At 72.7% G+C, this 24,282-nt stretch carries 16 protein-coding genes and 1 pseudogene; 10 read left to right on the top strand and 7 right to left on the bottom strand.

Annotated features, from left to right (window positions below; translation table 11 throughout):
• Positions 1-26 precede the first annotated feature (26 nt).
• On the bottom strand, positions 27-1,094 hold the full coding sequence (locus ACIQ7D_RS03055) for an AsnC family transcriptional regulator (RefSeq protein ID WP_403932972.1): 1,068 nt from the start codon (positions 1,092-1,094) through the stop codon (positions 27-29).
• A gap of 166 nt (positions 1,095-1,260) precedes the next feature.
• Between ACIQ7D_RS03055 and ACIQ7D_RS03050 the strand changes: the two genes are divergently transcribed.
• The 4 genes from ACIQ7D_RS03050 to ACIQ7D_RS03035 all read left to right on the top strand — a co-directional run bounded on the left by ACIQ7D_RS03050 (position 1,261) and on the right by ACIQ7D_RS03035 (position 6,946).
• The gene (locus tag ACIQ7D_RS03050) at positions 1,261-2,163 is read left to right on the top strand and encodes a polysaccharide deacetylase (protein WP_403932969.1); all 903 of its coding nucleotides are present in this window, start codon (positions 1,261-1,263) and stop codon (positions 2,161-2,163) included.
• 345 nt (positions 2,164-2,508) lie between these two features.
• A complete protein-coding gene (locus tag ACIQ7D_RS03045) occupies positions 2,509-3,813 on the top strand; it encodes an MFS transporter (RefSeq protein WP_403932967.1) in 1,305 nt (434 codons plus the stop codon).
• A complete protein-coding gene (locus tag ACIQ7D_RS03040; RefSeq protein WP_403932964.1) occupies positions 3,813-4,694 on the top strand; it encodes an SDR family NAD(P)-dependent oxidoreductase in 882 nt (293 codons plus the stop codon). The genes ACIQ7D_RS03045 and ACIQ7D_RS03040 overlap by 1 nt, the downstream gene beginning before the upstream one ends.
• A complete protein-coding gene (locus ACIQ7D_RS03035) occupies positions 4,691-6,946 on the top strand; it encodes a 2-dehydropantoate 2-reductase (protein WP_403932961.1) in 2,256 nt (751 codons plus the stop codon). Before ACIQ7D_RS03040 ends, ACIQ7D_RS03035 begins: the two co-directional genes overlap by 4 nt.
• An 87-nt stretch (positions 6,947-7,033) precedes the next feature.
• Here ACIQ7D_RS03035 and ACIQ7D_RS03030 read toward each other — a convergent pair whose 3' ends face one another.
• Positions 7,034-7,543, bottom strand: a complete 510-nt coding sequence (locus tag ACIQ7D_RS03030) for a DUF4232 domain-containing protein (protein ID WP_403932958.1) — start codon at positions 7,541-7,543, stop codon at positions 7,034-7,036.
• Positions 7,544-7,778: 235 nt separating this feature from the next.
• Positions 7,779-8,252: a DUF6194 family protein gene (locus ACIQ7D_RS03025; protein WP_403932955.1), complete on the bottom strand. Its 474-nt coding sequence runs from the start codon at positions 8,250-8,252 to the stop codon at positions 7,779-7,781.
• A 63-nt stretch (positions 8,253-8,315) separates the two neighbouring features.
• On the opposite strand from ACIQ7D_RS03025, the gene ACIQ7D_RS03020 reads away from it, so the two are divergent.
• The gene (locus ACIQ7D_RS03020; protein ID WP_403932952.1) at positions 8,316-9,032 is read left to right on the top strand and encodes a MerR family transcriptional regulator; all 717 of its coding nucleotides are present in this window, start codon (positions 8,316-8,318) and stop codon (positions 9,030-9,032) included.
• A gap of 111 nt (positions 9,033-9,143) precedes the next feature.
• A pseudogene (locus ACIQ7D_RS03015) lies at positions 9,144-9,317 on the top strand (VOC family protein); the annotation flags it as partial.
• 58 nt (positions 9,318-9,375) lie between these two features.
• Here ACIQ7D_RS03015 and ACIQ7D_RS03010 read toward each other — a convergent pair.
• Complete coding sequence (locus ACIQ7D_RS03010) at positions 9,376-10,350, bottom strand: helix-turn-helix domain-containing protein (protein WP_403932950.1); 975 nt, start codon at positions 10,348-10,350, stop codon at positions 9,376-9,378.
• 1,111 nt (positions 10,351-11,461) lie between these two features.
• On the opposite strand from ACIQ7D_RS03010, the gene ACIQ7D_RS03005 reads away from it, so the two are divergent.
• Positions 11,462-11,722: a hypothetical protein gene (locus tag ACIQ7D_RS03005; RefSeq protein WP_403932947.1), complete on the top strand. Its 261-nt coding sequence runs from the start codon at positions 11,462-11,464 to the stop codon at positions 11,720-11,722.
• A gap of 41 nt (positions 11,723-11,763) precedes the next feature.
• Here the strand turns inward: ACIQ7D_RS03005 and ACIQ7D_RS03000 are convergent, their stop codons facing one another.
• The 3 genes from ACIQ7D_RS03000 to ACIQ7D_RS02990 all read right to left on the bottom strand — a co-directional run bounded on the left by ACIQ7D_RS03000 (position 11,764) and on the right by ACIQ7D_RS02990 (position 14,678).
• A complete protein-coding gene (locus tag ACIQ7D_RS03000; protein WP_403932944.1) occupies positions 11,764-12,600 on the bottom strand; it encodes an ABC transporter permease in 837 nt (278 codons plus the stop codon).
• On the bottom strand, positions 12,597-13,211 hold the full coding sequence (locus ACIQ7D_RS02995; RefSeq protein WP_403932942.1) for an ATP-binding cassette domain-containing protein: 615 nt from the start codon (positions 13,209-13,211) through the stop codon (positions 12,597-12,599). The genes ACIQ7D_RS03000 and ACIQ7D_RS02995 overlap by 4 nt, the downstream gene beginning before the upstream one ends.
• A 99-nt stretch (positions 13,212-13,310) precedes the next feature.
• Positions 13,311-14,678, bottom strand: coding sequence for a wax ester/triacylglycerol synthase domain-containing protein (locus tag ACIQ7D_RS02990; RefSeq protein ID WP_403932939.1), 1,368 nt, complete (start codon positions 14,676-14,678; stop codon positions 13,311-13,313).
• A 623-nt stretch (positions 14,679-15,301) separates the two neighbouring features.
• Between ACIQ7D_RS02990 and ACIQ7D_RS02985 the strand changes: the two genes are divergently transcribed.
• The 3 genes from ACIQ7D_RS02985 to ACIQ7D_RS02975 all read left to right on the top strand — a co-directional run bounded on the left by ACIQ7D_RS02985 (position 15,302) and on the right by ACIQ7D_RS02975 (position 24,221).
• Positions 15,302-16,456, top strand: coding sequence for an SDR family oxidoreductase (locus ACIQ7D_RS02985; protein ID WP_403932936.1), 1,155 nt, complete (start codon positions 15,302-15,304; stop codon positions 16,454-16,456).
• A gap of 69 nt (positions 16,457-16,525) precedes the next feature.
• A complete protein-coding gene (locus ACIQ7D_RS02980) occupies positions 16,526-18,118 on the top strand; it encodes a PfaD family polyunsaturated fatty acid/polyketide biosynthesis protein (RefSeq protein WP_403932933.1) in 1,593 nt (530 codons plus the stop codon).
• A gap of 58 nt (positions 18,119-18,176) precedes the next feature.
• Positions 18,177-24,221 (top strand): SDR family NAD(P)-dependent oxidoreductase, encoded by a 6,045-nt coding sequence (locus ACIQ7D_RS02975; protein WP_403932930.1) that lies wholly within the window; start codon positions 18,177-18,179, stop codon positions 24,219-24,221.
• The last annotated feature ends 61 nt before the right edge of the window (positions 24,222-24,282 follow it).

The raw sequence follows: 24,282 nt of genomic DNA, 5'->3' as shown, positions 1-24,282 counted from the left end.
TACGGGGACCGGCCGACCGGGCCGGGTCAGCCGGCCCCCGGAGGCGCGATGTCGTCCTCGCACCACGGATCGATGGGCGCGCTCTCCAGGCGGCGCCCCAGCTCGTCCAGGATCCATCCCTGCCGCTTCACCGTCCGCAGCACGATCCCGTGGTCGACGATCTCCAGCCCGGGACACTGCGCCCCGATCCGGTCCTCCAGGTCGTGGGCGCTGTCCACGGAGTGCAGCCAGGTGGAGAGAAGGATGTTCGTCTCGCCGCTGGTCGCGGTCAGCAGCCGGACGTCCGGCATCCGGCTGAGCTGTTCACAGATCTGCCGCCGCCGCGGGGCCGCCGCCCGCGCCCACAGGAGCGAGGTGACCGGCCAGCCCGTGATGTGCTGGGCGATCTCGCAGCGGAACGCGACGGCGCCCGTACGCTCCAGCCGGGCCAGACGGCGACGGGCCGCGGTCTGGCTGGTGCCCGTACGCGCCGCCAGGTCGGAGACCGGCAGCCGGCCGTCCGGGGCCAGCGCCAGCAGCAGCTCCCGGTCAGGACCGTCCAGCGTGCCGGGCACGGCCTGGCGCGGCGCGCTCTCGTCGGCGACGGCCTGGAGGAGCGACCGCTCCGCGCGAGGGAGCGCGTCCAGCCGCCAGTCGCTCCCGGAGACAAGGATGCGCGTGGTGATCTGGGTGTTGACCCGCACCACACCGGGCAGCCGGCTCACCCGCTCCAGGATGAACCGGGACAGTCCCGGGAGATCCCGGGTGACCGCGTTGACATGGATGTCCCGTCCGCTGGCCAGCTCCATCACGGACTTCGTCCGCGGGTCCCTGGCCAGCGCGAGCGCCACTCCACGCCGGGCCGACGGCTCGCAGTCCACGTCGATGAACGCGTTGCACAGCGACCGCCACAGGCCGGGGCTGCCGGTCGCCGTCACCCAGGCCAGGCCACGGTCCGAGATCCGCCCCCAGCGGCGGGCGACCGTCACCGCGCTGAGTCCGAGCACCTCGCTGATCGCCGTCCAGGAGGCACGTGGCGCGATCTGCAGGGCGTGGGCGATGGCCAGGTCCGTCTCGTCCAGCTCGGCCTGGGGCGAGGCGGCGGAATCCTTCACTCGAAGACGGTCCATGGCGATTCTCGTCGATTTCCCGGGTTGGTGAACAGGAGATGGCCACGATGGACCATCACCGACGGGCCACGCAAGAGCGATGGCGAACGGAGTGGTACCTCCTCGGGCACGCCCCGGAGCACACATATCTCGCACGGAAGGCCGGATTCTGATGCCGCAGAGCGAACAGCAGCCGTGGGAATGGGACGAACCGACCTGGCGCCGCCATGTCGGACACGTACGCGCCGGACGGTCCCTCGCACCGGAGACCTGGCCCGGCGGGGCCCGCTGCGCGGTGGCCGTGTCCTTCGACTCGGACCACGAGACCCCGGCCCTGCGCGACGGCGAGACCCGTCCGGCCAAGCTCGCCCAGGGCGAGTACGGCGCCCGCGTGGCCGTGCCGAAGATCCTCGGCCTGCTGGAGCGCCACCGCGTCCCCGCGAGTTTCTTCATGCCCGCCGTCTGCGCGCTGCTGCGCCCGCAGGAGGCGAAGGCCTACACGGCCGCCGGCCATGAGCTGGCCGTCCACGGCTGGATCCACGAGCGCAACACCTCGCTCTCCCCGGAGAGCGAGCGTGAGCTGCAGTTCCGCTCCGCCGACACCCTGGAGCGGATCGGCGGCGTACGTCCCGTCGGTATCCGCACCCCGAGCTGGGACTTCTCACCGCACACCCTGGCGATCACCCGGGAGATGGGCCTGCTCTACGACTCCTCGCTGATGGCCGACGACGAGCCGTACGAGCTGGTCGAGGACGGCGAGGCGACCGGCGTGGCGGAGATCCCCGTGGAGTGGATCCGCGACGACGCGCCCTACTTCATGATGGAGCGTTTCGCCTCGCTGCGCCCCTACATCGCGCCACGGGACGTGCTCCGGATCTGGCAGGACGAGTTCGCCGCCGCGTACACGGCCGGTGGCCTGTTCCAGCTCACCATGCACCCGCACATCATCGGCCACCGCTCCCGGCTCGTCATACTGGACGAACTGCTCGCCCACATCGGCGAGCACGAAGGGGTGTGGTTCGCCACCCACCGGGAGATCGCCGAGTACTGCCTCGCGCAGCACCCGGCCCGCTGACCGTCCCGCCCTCACCCGCCCCGCCCGTACGCCGTACCCCGGCACCCGTGGCGGCGGGCCCGTACGGTCGACCCGCCACGGACCCCGGCGTCCCCCTGCCCACCCGGCACGGGGCCCGTCACCTCACCACCCCGGCCGCACGCCGGCGTCCCGACCCCGGGACACGCCCGCGGCCCCGCTGCCCCGGCACACCGCGCTCCGGTCCTCCGGCGCGCCCGCCCCACCCGGTGCCGTTCCGCCCGTCCCGGCCCGACCGCACCGCGCCGCCCACAGGAATCAGGACCCGCACTCCCGCATCCCGATCCGTCCCCCTGTGACGCTCCAAGGAAGGCGAGGAACCCCCTCGTGACAACCGACACCGCCGCATCAGGCACCGCCCCGTCCACCAAGCTGACGCCCAAGCAGCGCAAGGCCATCGTGGCCGGATCCGTGGGCAACACCGTCGAATTCGTCGACTGGGCCCTCTACGGCATCTTTGTGAAGATCATCGCGGATGTCTTCTTCCCGAAGGCCGACGGAGCTGTCGCACTCCTCTCCACCCTCGCCGTCTTCGCCGTGGGCTTCGTGATGCGGCCGGTGGGGGCCGCCGTCCTCGGCGCGTACGCGGACCGGCACGGCCGCAAGAAGGGGCTCTCGCTCACCATCGGTCTGATGGCGGGCGCCGGTTTCGTCATCGCGATCACCCCCGGCTACGAGACGATCGGTATCGCCGCCCCGGTGATCCTGCTGCTGGCGCGGCTCGCCCAGGGCTTCTCCGCGGGCGGTGAGTTCGGCTCGTCCTCGGCGTTCCTGGTGGAGTCCGCCGCGCCCGGACGGCGTGCCTTCGCCGGGTCCTGGCAGCAGGTGTCGGTCGCGGGCGGTGTCCTGATCGCCTCACTGCTCGGTACCGGCTTCACCTCGCTGCTCAGCGAGGACGCCCTGCGCGGCTGGGGCTGGCGGGCCGCCTTCGTCATCGGCGCGCTGCTCGGCCTCGTCGGGCTCTGGCTGCGTGTCACCGTCGAGGACACCGAGTCCTTCAACGAGACCAAGGCCGGCGGGCAGGACCGGAAGAACCCGCTGAAGGCCATGTTCGTCGAGCACCCGGCCGCCGCGCTGCGGGTCGCGGGCATCACCGTCGCCGGCACACTGACGTACTACATCTGGGTCAACTACCTGCCGACGTACGCCAATCTCACCACCGGTATCCCGCTGGAGCGGGCGCTGCTCTCGCAGACCCTGTGTCTGGTCATCTTCATCGTGCTGCTGCCCTTCGCCGGGCTGCTCTCCGACAGACTGGGGCGCAAGCCCACCCTGGCGGGGTTCGCCGCGGGCTTCGTCCTCCTCTCCTGGCCGATGCTGCACCTCCTGAACGACAGCTTCCTCGTCCTGTTCCTGGTCCAGCTCACCGGCATGCTGCTGATCCTCGGCTACTCCGCGAACTGTGCGGTGATCATGGCCGAGCAGTTCCCGCCGGAGGTGCGCGCCACCGGCATCGCCCTCCCGTACGCGCTGGCCGTCGCCGTCTTCGGCGGTACCGCCCCGTACGTCACGACCTGGATGAGCGACTCCGGTCACGCCGACAAGCTCTGGATGTACGTCTCCGGCGCGGCCCTGATCTCCCTCATCATCTACCTGACCATGCCCGAGACGAAGGACAAGGAGTTCGCCTGATGGCGCACGTACTGGTCACCGGCGCCGCGAGCGGCATCGGACGGGCCGTCGCCGAGCACTTCGCGGCGGCCGGCCACCGGCTGACACTCGTCGACATCGACGCCGCCCGGCTCGCGGAGACCGCGAACGCCCTCGGCGCGGCCCACCGGGTCCATGACCTCAGCTCGGCCGAGGGCCCGGCCGCCGCCATCGGTGACGGCTGGCAGGCCCACGGGCCGGTGGACGTGCTGGTCAACGCGGCCGGTATCTATCCCTCGCTCGACATGGCCGAGGTCACCGCCGCCGGCTGGGACCGCGTCTTCGCGCTCAACACCCGCGCCCCGGTGCTCGCGACGGCCGAACTGGCCCGCCGCGCCATCGCCTCGGGCAGGGCCGCCTCGGTGGTCAACATCTCCTCCGGCGCCGCGCTGCGTGCCCGGCCCGGCGGGGGCCCGTACGCCTCCTCCAAGGCGGCCCTGGAGATGGCGACGCGCGCCGGGGCCCTCGAACTGGGGCCGCACGGGATCCGCGTCAACGCCGTCAGCCCCGGCTTCATCGGGGTCGACAGCGCCTGCAACCCCGTCGCCGACGAATACGCGGCGGCCGTCTCCGTCAACCCGCTGGGACGGCCGGGGACCCCGGCGGACGTCGCCCGCGCCGTCGTGTGGATCGCCGGCCCGGACGCCTCCTGGGTGACCGGCGAGATCCTGCGCGTGGACGGCGGCAGCGGTACCGGCGCGACCCATCTGCCCCGGCTGTGGCCGCCGGCCGGCGCCGCCGCGGATGTCGGGGCCACCACCGGAAGCGACACACCGGACACACCGCCGGGCCCCGGCACGGACACACTTACGGGCCTCGGCGCGGACCCACTTCCGGACACCACGAAGGGACACACCTCATGACCGGCGACGCCTACACCGTGGTCGGCGCGGGTGCCATCGGCGGCACCCTCGCCCACAGCCTCGCGGCGGCCGGACACCAGGTCACCGTCATCGACACCGACGCCGCCCATGTGGCCGCGATCCAGGCGAACGGGCTGACCATCCTGCGCGGCGAGAAGCGTGAGAGCGTCCGCCTCGACGCGGCCACCCCCGACACGTACCAGGGACCGCCCCTCGGCCGGGTTCTGCTCAGCGTCAAGGCGCAGGCCACCGGGATGGCCATGGAGTGGATCGCGCCGCGCCTCGCCCCGGACGGCTATGTCGTCTCCGTACAGAACGGCTTCAACGAGGCGCTCATCGCCGAACACATCGGCGCCGGCCGGACGGTCGCCGCCTTCGTCAACATCTTCGCCGACCTCGTCGAACCGGGCGTGGTGCGCGACGGCGGCCCCGGCGCGTTCGTCATCGGCGAACTGGGCGGAGCGCCGGTCTCCGACCGGGTGCGCGCCCTGGTCGCGGATCTCCAGGCGTGGGGCCCCGCCCTGGCGAGCGACAACGTCGAGGGCTACCTGTGGGCGAAGGCCGCGTTCGGCGCGATGCTCTCGGCCACCGCGCTGGCCGACGCCCCCATGGCGGACCTCACGGACCGCCACCGCGCCACCATGTACGCGCTGACCGCCGAGGTGTACGCGGCGGCCGACGCGGCCGGGGCACGGCTGGAGTCCTTCGACGCCTTCGAGGCGCCCGCCTTCCGGCCCGACACGGACCCCGCCCTGCGCGACGCCGCCTGCGACCGGCTGACCGCGTGGCTGCGCACCCAGCCCAAGGACCGCAGCGGCATCTGGCGCGACCTGGCCGTCCGCCGCCGCCCGGTGGAGGTGACCACGCACTACGCGCCGGTGTTCGAGCAGGCGCGGCGCGCGGGCCGGGACGCTCCGGTGCTCCGGGCCGTCGTGGCCGGTCTGCGGGAGCTGGAGCAGGACCCGTCCACCATGTCCGAGTCCCGGCTGGACGCCCTCGACCGCCTCGCCGTGTCCGGCGCCGGCCCGGCGGACGCGGAGGAGGGCGCCGCGCGCCACGAACTGCCCGCCGGGCCGGTGCTCACCGACGCGCAGGCCGTCGATGTGCACCGCTGGCTGGACGAGCACCGTGACGCGATGGACGCCGATCTCGCCGCGTACACCTCCCAGGAGAGCTCCAGCGACGACACCGCCTCCCTCGGGGCCTGCCTGGACTGGCTGCGCGGCTGGCTCGACACCTCCCTCGGCGCCCCCGCGAGCGAGGAGCTGATCCCGCGCGGGACGGCGGGCGACATCCTGATCCGCCGGTACGCCGGCACGGGCCCGTCCACCGGCGCCCCGCTGCTGCTCGTCGGCCACTACGACACCGTCTGGTCGACCGGAACCCTGTCCGGGTGGCCCTACCGCCGGGAGGGGGACCGTATCTCCGGGCCCGGCGTGTTCGACATGAAGGCCGGACTGGTCCAGGCCGTCTGGGCGCTGCGCGCGCTCACCGCGCTCGGCCTGCCGCGTCCCGAGTGCACCCTGCTGCTCAACGGGGACGAGGAGACCGGCAGCGAGGCGTCGAGCGGCGTCATCGTCGCCGAGGCGCGGAAGTCCCGGGCGGCGCTGGTCTTCGAGGCGAGCGCGGACGGGGCGGTGAAGACGACCCGCAAGGGCGTCGGGCTGTTCTCCCTCACCGTCACCGGCGAGGAGGCGCACGCCGGGCTCGACCCGGCGGCCGGGGCCAGCGCGGTCAACGAGATCGCCCGCCAGGTGCTCGCGCTGGAGGCCCTCGCCGACCCGGCGGCGGGCACCACCGTCAACGTCGGTGTGCTGCGCGGCGGTACGCGCAGCAATGTCACGGCCGGAGAGGCCACCGCCCATCTGGACATACGGGTCGCGACCGCCGGTGAACGCGAGCGTCTGGACGCGGCGCTGGCCGGACTCGCCCCGGTCGACTCCCGGACCGGTCTGAAGCTGGACGGCGGCTGGAACCGTCCGGTCTTCGAGCGCACCGAGGGCGTCGGCCAGGTCTTCGCCCTCGCCAGGTCCTGCGCCGCGCCGCTCGGCCTCGACCTGCGCGAGACGGCGGTGGGCGGCGCCAGCGACGGGAACTTCATCCTCGCCGCGGGCACCCCCGTCCTCGACGGGCTGGGCGCGGTGGGCGGCGGCGCCCATGCCCGCAGCGAGCATGTGACGCTCAGCGGCATGGTCGAACGCTCAGCCCTGGCGGCCGGCGTCCTCGCCGCCTTCACCGCCCCGGCAGCCTGAGCCGACCGGGGATCCTCACGTAAAAAGGCCGGGTGGCGTTCCCGCGGTGGAGAGACCACGGGAACGCCACCCCGCTGTGTCGAGAGGTCAGGCGCCGCGCTGGACCGGGCCGATGAGGGTGCCGGCCGCCACCGTGAGCCCGCCCTCGGCGAAGGACGTGCCGGGGATCTGCCCGTCCGGGGCCCGGAGGGTGAACGACGCCTCGTCCGCGGGGGCGCCACCGCCGTTGTTGGGAACCTGGATGTCGAAGTGCACCGGGCGGCCCGGGCCGAAGGTCACGACGGTCTCCTGGCCGCCGTAGCTGCCCGCGGTGAGGCCGCTGTCCTCGCCGTGGTTCGAGAACCGCACGTCAGTGGGCGAACCGGCCAGCCGGCACGGCTCGTACCCGCGTGGCGCGGTCAGGGTCACGCGGTAATGCCGGTGTCCGGTCGTGTTGTCCGCCGCGGTGATCTTCGCGGTGTGGTTGGCCGGACGGCAGGCGGAGGGGGCGACGCTCCCGCCCGCCGCCGGTGCGGCCTGCGCGACTCCCGCACTCGCGGCGCCCGCCAGCACAACGGCGGCGAGAGTGGCGGCCATCTTCCGGTTGGTACGCATCATGACTCCTAGCCTTGCTCAATGGCCCCGCGGGTGTTCACCGCCAGAACCATGGTCAACGCCATTCCTGCCCCGCCCGCCCGCACGGAAATGTCCCAGGACGGCCACAGCCGGGTGACCGGTGACGCGGGGCGTATGCCGCCCGGGCCGGATCGGGGTGAGGGACGGGCCCTGCCCAGGGCCCGTCCCTCACACACCCGGCGCGTGTGACTCGCTGTCTCCCGGGCGCCGTTCTCCGTCAGCTCGCCGTGGCGTCCGTACGCCGTTCACGACGCGAACGTGCACGGTGATGGGCCGTGCGCAGCAGCTCCCGGACCGCCTCGTCGGTCCGCGCGCCCGGATTCACCACGGCGAGCCAGCCCACGGAACCGTAGACGGGGTGCGCCATCACGGTGTCGGCGGCGCCGGGGTCCTCGTCGGTGGCCGGTTCGCGTGGCGTGTGGCCGGTCCAGTGGAGGAACGATTCCTTCCCTGCGGCCACATTGACCCGGAAGGTGTCCGGGCGGTCCAGGCGTGATCTCTCGTCGCCCGGCTGGTTCTTCGTCACGATCGTCGCGAACGGTTGCGTCCTTTCCGGCATGACGCCCTCAGGGGAGTAGAAGAAGAACGTATCCCCCCAACTGATCTCCGGTGAGCCGTCGCCGGGCTCCGGCCTGACGGCCAGGGCCCCGTCCAGGTTCTGCACGAAGTCGATGATCTCTTCCATGGTCATGTGCTCAAGCGTTTCATTAAGGTGCTTGTGGAGACTTCGAGCCGGAAAGCGGAGGAATCCCGGATGCCACCTCTCCACTCGGCGATGCGGACCGTCGATGTCGCGCGACGCGCCGGGTACTCCGTCCAGCAAGTACGCAATCTCGAACGTGACGGTGTTCTGCCGCCGGCGGCGCGCACGGCGGCGGGCCACCGGGTCCACGGGGAGATCCATCTGCGCTCCGCCCTGGCCTACCGGGCCCTCGCCGTCGCTACGGGGCCGGTGGAGGCCAAGCGGATCGTGCGTGCCGTGCACGAGCGCCCGGCCCCCGAGGTGCTCGCGCTCCTCGACGCGGCCCACGCCCGGCTCGACCGGGAGCGTACGGACCTCCGGATCGCCAGGGAGGCGGCAGCGGCGATCTCCGCCGAACCGGTCGAGGACGTACGCCCGTCGGACGCGATGAGCGTCTCCGAGCTCGCCGCCGCGCTGGGCGTACGCCCGTCGACCCTGCGGCACTGGGACGCGGAGGGGCTCGCCGTCCCCGACCGGGTCTTCCCCCGGGAGACACGACGGTACGCACCGGACCAGGCCCGGGACGCCCGGATCGTGCACCAGCTCCGCACCGCCGGGTACCGCGTCGACCAGCTCCGGGCCCTGATGCCGGGCCTGCGGCACGGACACCGGTCGCGCGACCTCGACGCCGCGCTGGTGGCCCGGGAGGAGAGCATCACCGCTCGCTCCCGCGCTCTCCTCGACGCCGGCGCCGCGCTCGGCGCCCTCCTCGCCGCCGCCCGGACATGAGCCCCCGTCAGCGAGATGCCGCCCGCGACGGCCTCGGCCGCCTTCAACTCCCCATGTGGCCGGGTGCGGGCCCGTTAGGACGACGGAAGATCCCGTCTCTACGATGGACGGTTGGCGTCGATCAGGCAGGTCCACATCACCTTCGACTCTGAGCGTCAGGGTTCGGCGTTCGCCTGCGCTGATCCCTCAGGCGTAGGCCCACGGCTGTACTTCCAGCGCGTTCCCGAAGGCAAGGTCGTCAAGAATCGGGTCCATCTCGACGTGCGGGTCGGTACCGGGCTCGTTTGTCTCGACTGAGTCACCGCATCACCGGGCACCCCGCTCGATTGAAGACGTCACCTGGCTAGGCGGTTGGGCGGGTGGCTTGGTGGCGGTAGGCGTTGGGCGGGAGACCGTAGGCGGTGCGGAAGGCACGGCTGAAGTCGGACTGGTGGGTGAATCCCCAGCGGGCGGCGATGGAGTGGATGGGGGCGGTTCGGAGCGCGGGGTCGGCGAGGTTGTGGCGGGCGCGTTCCAGGCGCTGCCGCCGGATCCAGGAGGTGACCGTGGTGTCCTCGTCCCGGAAGAGGCGGTGCAGGTGGCTGAGGGAGATGTGGTGTGCGGTGGCGATCGAGCGCGGGTTCAGGTCGGGTTCGTGAAGGTGCTGCTGGATGAACGCCTGAATGCGCAGGGTCAGGGTTCGCCGGTGGGCCTCCGGGGTCAGGGACGAGTCGGTGCCCAGGGTGTGGGCGAACAGTGCGGCGACCAGGTCGGTCAGGACCGTCCCCAGACGGGGCGCGTCGTCGGGAGCGTACTGGCCGGTGTCGCTGGTCAGCTGGATGAGGAACTGGGCCAGCAGCGCGCCGATGCCTTCCCTCGCCGACATCCGCCGCCCGATCGCCTGGTCGGCCCGGCCCCTGGGCAGAGGCATCTGCGCCTTGGGGAACTCGACTCCCACGATTTTGATCTGCTCCTGGCCGGTCCATGTCTCGGACGGCCTTGAGGAGTCGTTCGAATGGAACTCGTACGCGTCGCAGGTCGCTTCCTGTCTGCCCAGGACAAGTCTCCCGCTGCCTTTCAGCACGAGAGTGAGCTGGTAGACCTCGGGGTCGGACTGCCTGATCAGCTTCGGCGTCCTCCGAAAGACCAGTGGCTGAAATTCCCCCGGCCATACCGTCGCCGTACCCAGTGCGATCAAGCGCTGGTGCACCCGGAAGTCCGCCGCATGGTCGCTGCGCAGCTCCATCGGCGCGTATGACCGGTTCATGAGCTCCCGCCAGCGCTCGAACCGGTCCTCCGCCGGGACGTCATCACTCCGGAACACCGTCTCGACCAGCATGTCCCCCACCATCTCTCATCGAGTCCCCGACCGGCTTGCCACCGCTCCTCCACTCTCTTTTCACGCAGTCCAGCGGTTTGGCAAGGCCTTGATCAGACAAAAAATGTAATGCCCGCAGCCGGTATCCGGATTCTCACCGTCAGGACCGGCGAAGGCGGCCGGCCGGGCGTTGCCGCATACGGCTCCTCGCCGCGACCACCGTCACCAGGCCCATGGCAGTTCCCCCTCGGATACGAGGCCATCAGGATCAGTGCGGCCACTCGGGACTGCGACGTGGACGCATCGTCAAGGAGCGTGGACTCTCGGTCAACGGCGTTCCGCCCGACACCACGGCACTATCGATCCCGTCATCACCACGTGCCCTCTTGCTCCTTGGCGCGGGCTTTCCCATCCGAGCCGGGGAGTACTGATGGCGTGCATCGTCAACACACTGCGGCGCTGATCTCAGACGCGCTCGTGATTCTGAGAAACGGCGTCCCACGTCTGGTCCAGAAGGGATCAACATGCGAGTTACACGGATGGTCGCCGGAGTGACAGCCGCTATCACCGCTGTGCGGGCTGAATCTGGCGACCGCCGGCCCCGCCGCGGCTACGGAGAGCGGTAGTTGGCGTCCTTACGGCAACACGAACCCGATCACCTCCAGCTCCAGCCTGTGGCGCTGCGCCAGCACGATACATGTCGAGACCGATGTGCTCGCGCAGGTCTGCGCGAGCAGGGCGTCGAACGGGAACGGGACCGGCGTACAGGCGGCAGTGATCGTGCGCGACGAACGATCCAGCCTCCACCGGGCGACAGCAGCCGCAGACCTGTACTCCAGTGGCTACCTGGGCGACTGGGCCTGCTCGTCATCAGGCGTCGGGCCGAAATCCTGGTCGGTGTGCTTCGGACGGACCATCACCCACAGCGGCCCGGTGAACTCGGTAGGGGCACTCAACGGTGTAGGCCTCGGCACTTCACCGAAGGTCTGAACCGGAGCTTCGAGCCGACCAGCATTCGGGCCGACCAGCACACGAAGTCCCTGGTGGAGGCGGTTCTTCTCGGTCGGGAACCCACAACGACCAGGGCGGCTTCGAGATCTACCGGGCGAGCAAATCGGCGCTGAACCAGCTCATGCGCAGCCACGCCGCACGCCACGTCGACGACCCGCGCACACTGCTGCTCACCGCGCCCGGCTGGGTACGGACCGATCTGGGCGGCCCTCATGCGCGCCTGACGGCCGGCCAGAGCATCCCCGGGGTGGTCGACACGGTCGAGGCCCAGTCCGGCAAGGGCGGCCTGCGATTCCTGGCCCACCAGGGACGGACCGTGCGCTGGGTAGGCTCCCGCGTACCGTCAAGCACCTGGGACCGCCGGGTCTCCAGGCCGGCCTGAACACGGCCGTGGCCCCGTGACCGCCCGCGTGACGCCGCCCTTCAGGCGGGCCGCTCACGCCGTACGGCCGTGTCCGCGCGGGGCCCGGGGCCGTCCGGGGTGCGTCGTCTCCGTACCGGTGGGAGCGCGTCGCGGGTACGGCGGCGGAAGACCAGGAACGCGGCGAACGCCGCGCCGGTGAGCCAGAGAAGCTGGATCGCGAGGCCCTGGGCCGCCGACGCGGTGGAGAAGGCCGCGGACATGCTGGCCTGCACGGCCCCGTACGACGGCAGGAAGCGTACGACGGCGCTGTCCGATCCCGAGCTGGAGAGCGGGTTCTGGAGTGCGACATCGAGGATGCTGATCATCAGGATGGCGAACATTCCCTCCACCTCGCGGCCGAGCACCGATCCGAAGACCACTCCGAGCGCGCCGTAGGTCAGGGCGGCGCAGAACAGCGCGGCGGCGAGCACGAAGGGCTGCCGGGGGGACCAGGCGAAGCCGGCGGCGGCCGTGGCGTACGCGGCGATGGCGGCACAGACCAGGGTGAGCGCGGAGAACTTGGCGAGCACCAGGTGGAAGCGCGGGTACCCCGCCATCGCGAGGCGCCGGTCGAAGGCACCGCCCATGAAGGTGGCGGCGAACATCATGAATCCGGCGATCAGCGTGACCGCGTTGAGCGCTCCGGTGATCTGGGTGAGGTGGTTGCCGGGCGGGGACAGGACCTCGCCCGTGGCGCGCAGCCGGAAGGGCGCCGGCCCGTCGGGAATGGTCACGTAGGCCAGGGCGATCCAGAGGGGGATGTACACGACCACCAGCAGCATCGCGAACCGGTTGCGGGCGTGCCCGATCAGCGCGTAGCGGGAAGCCGTGGTGAACAGGGTCCAGTGCCTTCTCATGCCACCGCCTCCGACCGCCGGTCCTGGCGGGTGAGGCGGCCGCCCTCCAGGCGCCACAGCTCGTCCAGCCGGTCGACGTCGTACGCCAGGTGCGAGACGACCAGCACCGAGTGTCCGGCGTCGCGCAGCCCCGTCGCCAGCTCCCAGAAGCGCAGATACGTCTCCCAGTCGAAGCCCTGGTACGGCTCGTCCAGCAGCAGGACGTCCGGGTCGTGCATGAGCGCCAGGGTCAGGTTCAGCTTCTGCCGCGAGCCCCCGCTGAGCAGGCCCGCGCGCTGGTCCAGGTACGGGGTGAACGCCAGGGCCTCCATCACCTCCCCGGCCCGCCGCAGGTCCGTGAGCCCGAAGGCGTGCCGGAAGAGGTCCAGGTGCTGGCGGACGGTGAAGGAGTCGTCCAGTACCACGGACTGCGGGCAGTAGCCGAACCTCCCGCTGTGGCGCACCGAGCCCCGGTCAGGCCGGAGTTCACCGGAGAGGATCTTGAGCAGCGTCGTCTTGCCCGCGCCGTTCTCCCCGACGATCCCGGCGAGGACCCCGGGCCGCAGTTGGAGGTCGACGCCCCGCAGGACGGCGTGCCGACGGTAGGAATGATGCACTTCTCCGACGTCCATCGGGCCGCTCCGTCCATGCCAGGTCTTCGGGGTTTCTGTCTTTCGGGGTTTCTGTCTTCGGGATTTGCGAGTGGCGGCGGAAACGGCGCCGCACGACGCTCACCCGGGCGCCGGGGTCTCCGCCAGTTCCGCCACGGCCCGCTCCCACAGCCCCGGCAGCGACTCGCCGAGGGGAAGGGCGCGGTCGGCCACGAAGGACACCTCGGCCCAGGAGTCGAAGAAGGACAGGCCCACGCCGAAGAGGTGGCCGGGAACGAGCAGGGGGAGCAGGGCGGTTCCGGTCACCTGCGTGTCCCCCAGGCTGCCCTTGTCGGCGAGAGGCATGGACGTGGCCATGACGTGGGTGACGCGCGGGGAGAGCACCCGTCGCAGGTACCACGCGGTCGGACGGCCCGGCATGAACCGGACCATGTCCTGGATGGCCTGCCGCCAGGCCTCGCCCCGCAGCTTGCGGGTGCTCGCCATGACGCGCTCCAGCCGCCACAGGGGCGGGGCCGCGCCGTCCTGGGGAGCGTCCGTGTCCTCCGGGTCCGTCCGCGGGGCCGTCCGCGGGGCCGTCCGCGGGGCCGTCCGTGGGTCCGTCCGTACGGGCAGCTCCAGCGGCAGGGCGAAACAGCGATTGCCCCAGGTCTGATCCTCCTCGGGGCGTCGCGCGTCGACGGGTACCAGTGCCGTCACCCGTGGGAGCGGTACGCCGGCCCGCTCCGACCAGGCCGCCAACGCCCCGGCGAGCGCGGCCAGATGGACGTCGTGGGCCGAGCCGCCGCGCGCCGCGCCGATGGAGCGGAGGGCGCTCGCCGGTACCCGGCCGCGCCACAGCCGCCTCTCGCCCGTGGGCACGAAGGGGAGGGCCGGACGGGGGCCGCGCACGACGAGCGGGCCGGACGCGAACTTCGTGGCCAGCCCGACCGCCAGCCCCGCCCGCCGGGGCAGGCCGGCCCAGCGGCCCCTGCCCGGCACCGGGCGGGCCGAGGGTTCCCCCTCACCCAGCATGGCCCGGAAGGTCATCGCTGCCGCCGAACCGTCCTGACAGGCGTGGTGGAAGCGGTAACACACCGCGTACCGGTCGGGCGCGTGACCATGGAGCAGCCAGACCCCCCAGTAGGCGCCGGGCGCGAACGGCGCGTTGAGCGCGGTGTGCAGGGCGGTGTCCCACTCCCCCGGTCCGTCCGCGACCACCTCGTGGACATGCCGGTCGACGGCGAAGTCCGCGTCCGTCCGCCACCGGGGGCGTCGCGGTCCGCCCTCGATCCGGCTTGTCAGCAGGGGCAGTTCAGGCAGCCGGAAGCCCACGTACGCGCGGAGGTCCGCCAGGCTCGGGGGCGGACCGCTCAGATACGCGACGCCCCCGGCGTCCCAACGGACGTCGGGGTGACGGCGTTCCATGCCGAGGAACGCGCGGTCGAGTGCGTGGGCGGGGCGGCGGGGCGAGGGGACGGACGGGGCTGACGGAAGGGACTCGGGCATCGGAAGACTCCAGTTTCGTGCTGGCGCGGGCGCGTGTACGGATCGGCGCGGTGCCCGTCCGGCCGCGGTGGACGCCCGTTTATATCCGGCAGTGGTGGACCTCCGTACGCACCCATGCCACCGAGTGTGCGCCGCCCCCGGTGGCGAAGAGCGGCCCGGCGCCCACACTCCGCCCGCCGACCAGCGTCGCGCGCCCCGGGTCCACGTCCCGCCCGACGCCCGTGAAACCACCCGAAAGGAGGACGCGGGCCCGGGCGGCCCGTACGGCAGGGGCCGCTTCCGCACGTCCGTACGGTCGACCCGTCGACCGCTCCGACCTGCGACGGGGCCCCCTCAGGGCTCTCCGCAGCGCATCCCGGGCCGGGGCACCGGTACTCCGTTCAGGTGAGCAGGAGAGATCGGGGCTCCGCCACCACCCGCCGTCTGACACTGTGTGCGTTGCGTCAGCGGTCACCACGTCCGGGAGGAGGGTCCGCGAGCCTGTCGGGTGCCCTCTGAACAGGGCGGGCACACATCGGCACGCCCGCTTTCGGCGTTGCCGAAATGCCCTGTCAGCTCCGCGCCGGTGGCAACCAGCCACCGTACGTGGCCGGGGTCTCGTCTCTTTCGAAGCCTTTGGAGTCATGGTCGTGCATGTCGCCCTCACCGGCGCCACAGGATTCCTCGGACTGCGTCTGTTGCGCCGTCTGCTCGCCACGCACCGGTCGATGACGGTCCTGGTCCACGCGGGCTCGGGGGACGCACTGCGCCGCATCACCCGGTTCTTCGAACTGACCGGTGCGCCCGAGGAGTTCACCGCCGGGCTCCCCGGCCGGCTGCGGGTGGTGGAAACCGAGCTGGAGCGGCCCCGGCTGGGTCTCTCGGGGCGCGCCTTCCAGGAACTGGCCGACGGTCTCGGCGCGGTCTGGCACAGCGCGGGCAGTATCAATCTGGAGGGGAACCTCCCCGAGTTGCGCCGGACCAACGTCGAAGGCACCCGGCGCGTACTGGAGTTGGCCGCGGCCGGGCCCGGGCGGCCCCTGGTCCACCACGTGAGTACCGCATTCGTGGCCGGGGGGCGGCGCGAGGGCGTGGCGTACGAGGACGAACTGGACGACGCGTACGGCTTCGAGAACGCCTACGAGCGCTCCAAGTTCGAGGCGGAGAAGCTGATCCACGCGTGGTCCCGGAAGCACGCCCGTCCGGTCGTGGTGCTGCGCCCGAGCGTCCTGGTCACGGATCTGCCGCCGCACCCGGAGCTGCCCTCGCATCCGCTCCAGGTCATCCAGCGGATCATGCGTGACGCGCGGCGTACCGCCGGAGACGGGGGCCGGGACCGCGACGGCCGCCCCCACGTCCGTCTGGTGGGGCATCCGCACGGCCGGCTGAACCTGATACAGGTGGACCACGCGGCCGAGGTGATGGTGCGCCTCGCCGACCGGACGCCCTCGGGCGGGGTGGACACGTACCATGTCGTCCATGACCGCGACGTGCCCGTGCCGACGGTCGTGGCCCTGCTGGAACGGCTGGTGCCGGTCTCGATCGAGCTGGTCGCGGCGGAGCCGGACGACCCGTCGGCGCTGGAGTCCCTGCTGAGGTTCTACCCGGGGCTGACGGCCTATCTCGCCCACCGGCGGCGCTTCGACGACACCCGGGTCAGGACCCTGCTCGGGCCGTCGGCGGCCTCCGGACGGGTGGACCTCGACTCTCTGTGCGCCGGCCTGGACGCGCGGGACCATGTCCCCGCCGGGCCGCCGGCCACGCCCGCCACCGGCCTTCCTTCCGCCCGGTACTCCTGACCCCTGAGAGCCCGTCAGGAACTCCGGGACGACCCGTGAGACCCGCCTCTCCCCCCGCTGGAGCCCTCCGTGTCCGTCCTCGCCACCCAAGACGTCTCCGCCGCCTCCGCCGCCTCCACGCCGGCCTTCTCCCCCGAGGGGATCGCCGCCCGCGCCCGGCTCATCCGGGAACCCGTCCATGTCGTCGGCGGTCCTGACGGCCGTGAGCTGGGGCTCGCGACCGGCCCCGCGCCCGGCGGACCGGTGCTCGGCACGCTGCCGCCCCTGTACCCCGAATGGCTCGGCGGGCGCACCTTCTGCGAGGCGCACGGCGTCCGATTCCCCTATGTCGCGGGCGAGATGGCGAACGGTATCGCGACCACCCGGATGGTGTCCGCGATGGCCCGTGCCGAGATGCTCGGGTTCTTCGGCGCGGGTGGCCTGGCCTACGCCGACGTGGAGCGGGCCGTGCACGTACTCGCCGACGAGCTGCGCTCCCGCCCGAACTGGGGTGTGAACCTCATCCACTCACCGGCCGAACCCGAGCTGGAGTTCCGCGTCGCCAAGCTGCTGCTGCACCGCGAGGTGCCGCGGATCTCGGCGTCGGCGTTCATGGAGCTGACCCCGGCCGTCGTACTCTGCTCGGCCCGGGGGCTGCGCCGGGGCGCGGACGGCCGGATCGTCCGGCGTACCCGGCTGCTCGCCAAGGTCTCCCGCCCCGAGGTGGCCGAAAGGTTCCTCTCGCCCGCCCCGGCCGCGCTGCTGGACCGGCTCGTCGCACAGGGGGAACTGACCCCTCAGGAGGCGGCGTTGGCGGCCCTCGTACCGGTGGCCGAGGACATCACCGTGGAGGCCGACAGCGGAGGGCACACCGACAACCGGCCCCTGTCGGTTCTGCTGCCGAGGATCGCCTCGCTGCGCGACACACTGGGCCGCCGGTTCGGCTACCAGCGGGCGGTTCGGATCGGTGCGGGCGGCGGGCTGGGCACACCGGACGCGGTGGCCGCCGCTTTCGCCCTCGGCGCGTCCTACGTGGTCGTCGGGTCGGTGAACCAGACGGCCACCGAGGCGGGGCTGTCCGACGAGGCCAAGGCGATGCTCTGCGAGGCGGACATCGCCGATGTGACCATGGCACCGGCGGCGGACATGTTCGAGCTGGGCGTACGGCTGCAAGTGCTGTCCCGGGGAACGCTGTTCGCCCAGCGGGCCGGCCGGCTCCACGCGGCGTACCGGGCACACGGTTCGCTGGAGGAGATCCCGCCCGAGGTGCGCGGACCGATCGAACGGGAGGTGCTGCGCGCCTCGTTCGACGAGGTATGGCGGCGCACCGTCGCCTTCTGGGAGCGGCGCGATCCCGCCGAGATCACGCGTGCCGCATCCGATCCGAAGCACCGTATGGCACTGGTCTTCCGCTGGTACCTGGGCAGTTCGAGCCGATGGGCGATCACCGGCGAGTCGGCCCGGCGCGCCGACTACCAGATCTGGTGCGGTCCCGCGATGGGCGCGTTCAACCGGTGGGCCGCGGGCACCTTCCTGGCCGAACCGGCGAACCGGTCCGTGGTGCAGATCGCGCTCAATCTGCTCGAAGGCGCCGCGGTACTCACCCGCGCCCATCAACTGCGTACCTACGGCGTCCCGTTGCCGTCCGACGCGTTCGCCTACACACCGTGCGCCCTGGCATGAGCAGCCCCCCAGGGCCTCGTATCCGTCAACTCCCGTCGTCCGAACCCGAGGAGAGTCCGTGACCGCCTCCATCCCCCGTCAGGTGCCCGTCGCCGTGGTCGGTGTCGGCGCCCTCGCGCCCGGCGCGAAGGACGCGGCCGGCTACTGGCGGATCGTGACCGGCGGCCGGGACCTGATGACCGAGGTGCCGGCCTCCCGCTGGCTGGTGGAGGACCACTACGATCCTGACCCGGCCGCCCCCGACAAGACGTACGCCCGCCGGGGCGCGTTCCTGCCGGAGATCGACTTCGACCCGATGGCGTACGGGACGCCGCCCACCAGCCTGTCCACGACGGACACCTCGCAGCTGCTCGCCCTGATGGTGGCCGACCAGGTGCTGACCGACGCCGGGGGCCTGCGGGGCATGGACCGGGACCGGGTCGGCGTCGTCCTCGGAGTCTCCGCCCTGGAACTGCTTCCGCACATGTACGCCCGCACCGAACGCCCCGTGTGGTTCAAGGCGTTACGGGAGAGCGGACTGCCCGAGGCCGAGGCGCGCGCGGTGTGCGACCGCATCTCGGCGCACTACACACCGTGGCGGGAGTCGACCTTTCCCGGGCTGCTCAGCAATGTCGTCGCGGGCCGGATCGCCAACCGGTTCGATCTGCACGGCACCAACCACACCACCGACGCCGCCTGCGCCAGCTCCCTGGCGGCGCTGTCCACCGCGGTCGGCGAGCTGGCGCTCGGCCGGGCCGACCTGGTGATCAGCGGTGGTGTGGACACCAGCAACGGGATCGGCATGTTCCTGTCCTTCTCCAAGACCCCGGCGCTGTCCCGCAGTGGTGACTGCCGGCCGTTGTCGGACGCCGCGGACGGCACGATGCTCGGCGAAGCGGTCATCATGTACGCGCTGAAACGACTCTCCGACGCGGAACGGGACGGCGACCGCGTCCACGCGGTCGTCCGGGGGATCGGCGCCTCGTCCGACGGCAGGAGTTCGGCGATCTACGCACCGCTGCCCGAGGGCCAGGCACGGGCCCTGCGACGCGCCTACGAGCAGGCGGGATACGGTCCGGGGACCGTGGAGCTGGTCGAGGCGCACGGGACCGGCACCAAGGCCGGTGACACCGCCGAACTCGCCGCGCTGAACGAGGTGTTCGGGGCGTCCGGGCGCAAGGACGGGCAGTGGTGCGCGATCGGCTCGGTCAAATCACAGATCGGCCACACCAAGTGCGCGGCGGGCGCGGCCGGGCTGCTCAAGGCGGTCATGGCCCTGCACCACAAGGTGCTGCCGCCGACCATCAAGGTCGACCGGCCGAACCCGGCGGCAGCCGCCCCGGAGGGCCCGTTCTACGTCAACACCGAGGCCCGGCCCTGGGTACGGCCCGCCGGTCACCCGCGCCGGGCCTCGGTGTCGAGCTTCGGCTTCGGTGGCAGCAACTTCCACGTCACCCTGGAGGAGTACGTGCCCTCGGGCACCCCGGGCAGGCCGGCCCCGCGCCACCGCTCCGCACCGAGCGAACTCGTCCTGTTCAGCGGCGCGTCGCCGTCCGCCTTGGTGGCGCCGGACGCCGGCGGCAGCCGTTCGCTGGCCGCGCTCGCCCGGGAGAGCCACAGCGCGTTCTCGCCCACCGCCCCGGTACGGCTGGCCGTCGTCGCCTCCGGCGTCGAGGAGTTACGGGATAAATACGCGCGGGCGCTCGCGCTGATCCGGCAGCGCCCCGGCACGGCGTTCTCGACACCGACCGGTGTCCGGTACGCCTCGGGGACGCCCATGCCCGGCCGTATCGGCTTCCTGTTCCCGGGACAGGGGTCCCAGTACGTCGGAATGGGCGCCGAACTCGCCATGCTGGCACCGGCCGCCCAGACCGTATGGGACGAACGGGGCGGCACCGGGTTCGACGGACTGCCCCTGCACCGGGTGGTGTTCCCGCCGCCCGCCTTCAGCGACGAGGAGCGCGCGGCGCAGCGGGAGTTGCTGGCCGCCACCGAGTGGGCGCAGCCCGCGCTCGCGGTGCACGCCCTCGCGCTGCTGGAAGTGGTGCGGTCCCTGGGGTTGCGGCCCGACCGCGTCGCGGGCCACAGCTTCGGTGAGCTGGTGGCACTGCACTGCGCGGGGGTGCTGGACGCCGCGTCGCTGATCACTGTGGCCCGCAGGCGCGGTGAGCTGATGCGGGACGTTGCCGCCACGCCGGGCGCGATGCTCGCCGTGGCGACGGATCGCGCCCGGGTGGCGGCGGTACTGGCCGGTGGGCGACTCGGCGACCTCTGGCCGGCCAACCACAACTCCCCGGTCCAGACGGTGCTTTCAGGGACGGCGGAGGCGGTCGCGCGGGCCGAGAGGGTGTTCGCGGCCGAGGGGGTCGGTACCCGCAGGCTGACCACCGCGACCGCCTTCCACAGCCCGCTGGTCGCCCCGGCCCGGGAACCGCTCGCCGCGTTCCTGCGCACGGTCCCGCTCACGGAGCCCCGGATCGAGGTCTACGGCAACGCGGACGCGGCCCCGTACCCGGCCTCGCCCGACGAGGTACGCCGCCGGATCGCCGACCACCTCGCCTCGCCGGTGCTCTTCCAGGACCAGATCGAGGCGATGTACGCGGCGGGGGTGCGGACCTTCGTCGAGGTGGGCGCGGGAACCGCGCTGACCGGACTGGTCGGGCAGATCCTCGGCGACCGCGACCACGCGGCCGTTCCGCTGGACCGGCCGGGCCGGTCCGGGATCAGCACTCTGCACACCGCGCTCGGCGAACTCGCCGTACGCGGAGTGCCCCTCGACCTCGAACCCCTCTGGGCGCCGTACGCCTCGCCCGCAACGCCGACGAAGGAGCGCGGGCCCCGGATGACCGTGAAGATCAGCGGAGCCAACCACGGTCAGCTCTACCCGCCCCGCGCCGGAGGCGCCGAACCGCCATCGCCCTCGCCCTCGCCTGCGCCGAAGGCACCGCTCGAACGGCGGTCGCGGGCCGCTCCCGACGCCGGCCCCGCTCACGCTCCCACTCCCGTCCCCGTTCCCGACACCCTGGCGGTTCCCGTGCCCGCGTACGCCTCCACCACCCACCCCGCCCCGGAGCCGCCGGCGTACGAACCGGCGTCCGCCGATGCCGTCATGACGACCTACGACGCCGTACCCGGGCCCGCCGCCGGCGCCGACTGGTACGCCGCGGTCGAGAACGTCCAGCGGCAGACGGCCGAGGCCCACGCCGCCTGTCAACGCATGCTGACGGACAGCCATATCGCCTTTCTGCGGATGACCGAGACCACCCTGTCCGCGATGCTCGGCGTGCCCGTGCCCGCGCCCGGCGGACAGGAGACGCAAGGAGTACAGGGAGTTCGAGGCGGCGGCGATCAGGGCGCAGGCGGGATGGCCGAGGCCCCGGCTCCGCAGGCTCCTCCCGTGCCGTTGCGACTCCCCCGCCCCCCGGCGCCGCGCCCGGAACCGACGCCCGTGACCGAGGACCGGGCACCGGCTGCCGCCGGCGCGCCCCCGTCGGCGTCGGAGCTGGAGGAGTTGCTGCTCTCGGTGGTGGCCCGGCTCACCGGCTATCCCGTGGAGATGCTGGGCCTGGACATGGAGCTGGAGGCTGATCTGGGGGTCGACTCCATCAAGCGGGTCGAGATCCTGTCCGCCGTACGCCGGGAGGTGGGCGATGTGGCGGCGGGGGATGTCGGCCGGCTCGGCAAGCTCCGCACCCTGCGCGAGATCGTCCAGGCGCTCACCTCCACCGTCCCGGAGGCTCCCGGCACCGTGAGCGCTCCGGTCCCCGAAACCCCCGCCCGGCCCGTCGGCACTACGGTCGAGGCCGCGGCCGGGCCGACGGCGGCGCTGACCCGGCTGGTACCGCGCGCCGTGGAGTCACCGGCGGCAGGTCTGGCGATGGCGGGACTCCTGGACGGGCCGCTCGTGGTGGCCGGCGGAGGCCTGGACGGCGGCAGGCTCACCGGCCTCGTCGCACGAAAGCTGGCGGAACGCGGCGTGGACGCCACCGCCGTCGCGGAGGTGCCCGAGGACGCGCGTGGTGTCGTACACCTCGGCGCGCTGACCGGAAGCGCTACGCCGGACGGAGCGCGGGAGGTCCACCGGTCGGTGTTCCGCGCGGCGCGTTCGGTGGCGGCCCGAGGGACGGAGCGGGGCGGGCTGTTCGTGACCGTGCAGGACACCGGGGGCGACTTCGGGCTCGGCGGCCGTGCGGGCGACCGCGCGTGGCTGGGCGGTGCCGCCGGTCTGGTCAGGACCGCGGCGAAGGAGTGGCCGGACGCCTCGGTCAAGGCCGTCGACTGCGAGCGGGGCGGCCGGGACGACGAGGCGGTCGCCGAGGCGGTCGTACGGGAACTGCTCGAAGGCGGCCCCGCCACGGAGGCCGGTCTCCGCGCGGACGGTACCCGCACCACCCCCCGGGCGGTGCCCGCGCCGGTGACGCCCGCCGCCGCGCGGCGGATCACCTCCGCGTCGGTGATCGTGGCCACGGGAGGGGCCCGGGGGGTGACCGCCGCAGCGCTGCTGGACCTGGCCAGGACATACCGTCCGCGGATCGTGCTGCTCGGCCGGACGGCACCGGCACCCGAGCCCGACGGACCGGCGTCGGCCGACGACGAACCGGCGCTCGTCCGGCTGCTCGCTGAGCGCGCCGCGGAGCACTCCCCGGAACACCCCACGGAGCGCTCCACCGCGGACACGGCGGACGCCTCGCCCGCCCGGTTCACGGCGCGGGCCCGGGAGATCCTGGCCGCTCGTGAGGTACGGGCGACGCTGGCGGCGCTGGAGGCCGCGGGCTCTCCCGTCCGGTACATCCAGGTCGACGCCCGCGACGGCGAAGCCCTCGCCGCGGCGCTCCGTGACGTACGCGAGGTGTGGGGCCCGGTCACCGGCATCGTGCACGGTGCGGGGGTCCTGGCCGACAAGCGGATCGCCGACAAGAGCGACGCACAGGTCGAGCAGGTGATGTCCACCAAGGTGGACGGTCTGCGCGCGCTGCTGGCCGCGACGGCGGACGATCCGCTGGACGTGATCTGTCTGTTCTCCTCGGTGGCCGCCGTGTACGGCAACGCGGGGCAGAGCGACTACGCCATGGCCAACGAGATCCTGGGCCAGGTGGCCTCCGCCGAACAGGCCCGCCGCCCGGACTGTCTGGTGCGGTGCGTGGCCTGGGGCCCGTGGCAGGGCGGTATGGTCACGCCCGCCCTGGCCACGCACTTCGACCGGTCGGGGGTCCCGCTCATCCCTCTGGCGCAGGGCGCGGCCGCCTTCACCGCCGAGTTGGACGGCACGGCCGGCGAGGCGCGTGTCGTCCTGGCGGCCGGGGCCGATCCGGCGGCGCTGTCGCCCGCCGGTGATCCGCCCCCGGCACAGTTGCTGGTCCGGGCGGACACCCTGCCGCAACTGGCCGACCATGCGATCGCCGGGGTTCCCGTACTGCCCGTGGCGATGGTCCTGAACTGGTTCGCGGGGGCGGCCACCGCCTGGCAGCAGGATGCCGGACCGCTCGTCCTGCGCGATCTGCGGGTGTACAAGAAGTTCGCCCTGCCCGAACTGGCCGGTGACGGCCACCGGTTCAGCGTGCACGGGAGCCGGGGGGCGGCCGGTTCGGCGGCGGGGCTGGAGGCGGAGCTGCGGAGCACGGACGGCGTGGCGCACTTCCGGGCCGTGCTGGACGGCGGGGCCGTGGAGCCGGATCCAGCCGGCTGGGGCAGCCCTGACGGTCTGGAGCCGCTGGACGGCGATGAGTTCTACGATGGCGAACTCCTCTTCCACGGACCCCGGTTCCAGGCCGTCCGCACTCCGCACGGTGTCTCGGAGCACGGCGCCGAGGCGACCGTCGCGGGCGTGCGCGCCCTGGGCTGGGCGGGGGAACACTGGCCGCTGGACCCGGCCGCAGTGGACGGCGCGCTCCAACTCGCCCTGGTCTGGGCGCGGAACGCCGTCGGTGCGGCGACGCTGCCGATGGCCGTCGCGGAATGCAGGGTGCACCGGCGCGGGCCGGTGGACGGCACCGTGCGGTGTGTGGTGCGGGGCCGGAAGGCGCACAGCACGGGAGCGCGCTGCGACGCGGCGCTGATCGACGCCGACGGGTCGGTCCGTCTGGAACTGCTCGGTGTGGAGCTCGTCAGCCGTCCCGGCCTCTGAGTACCACGACCGGCGACTCCCGCCCGCTTCCCCACACGCTCGCGCCCGACCCGCCGACCCG

Source organism: Streptomyces sp. NPDC096310 (assembly GCF_044763125.1).
Lineage (GTDB): Bacteria > Actinomycetota > Actinomycetes > Streptomycetales > Streptomycetaceae > Streptomyces.
Note: the sequence above shows the minus strand (reverse complement) of the source record. Positions and strands in the feature narration are given on the sequence as shown.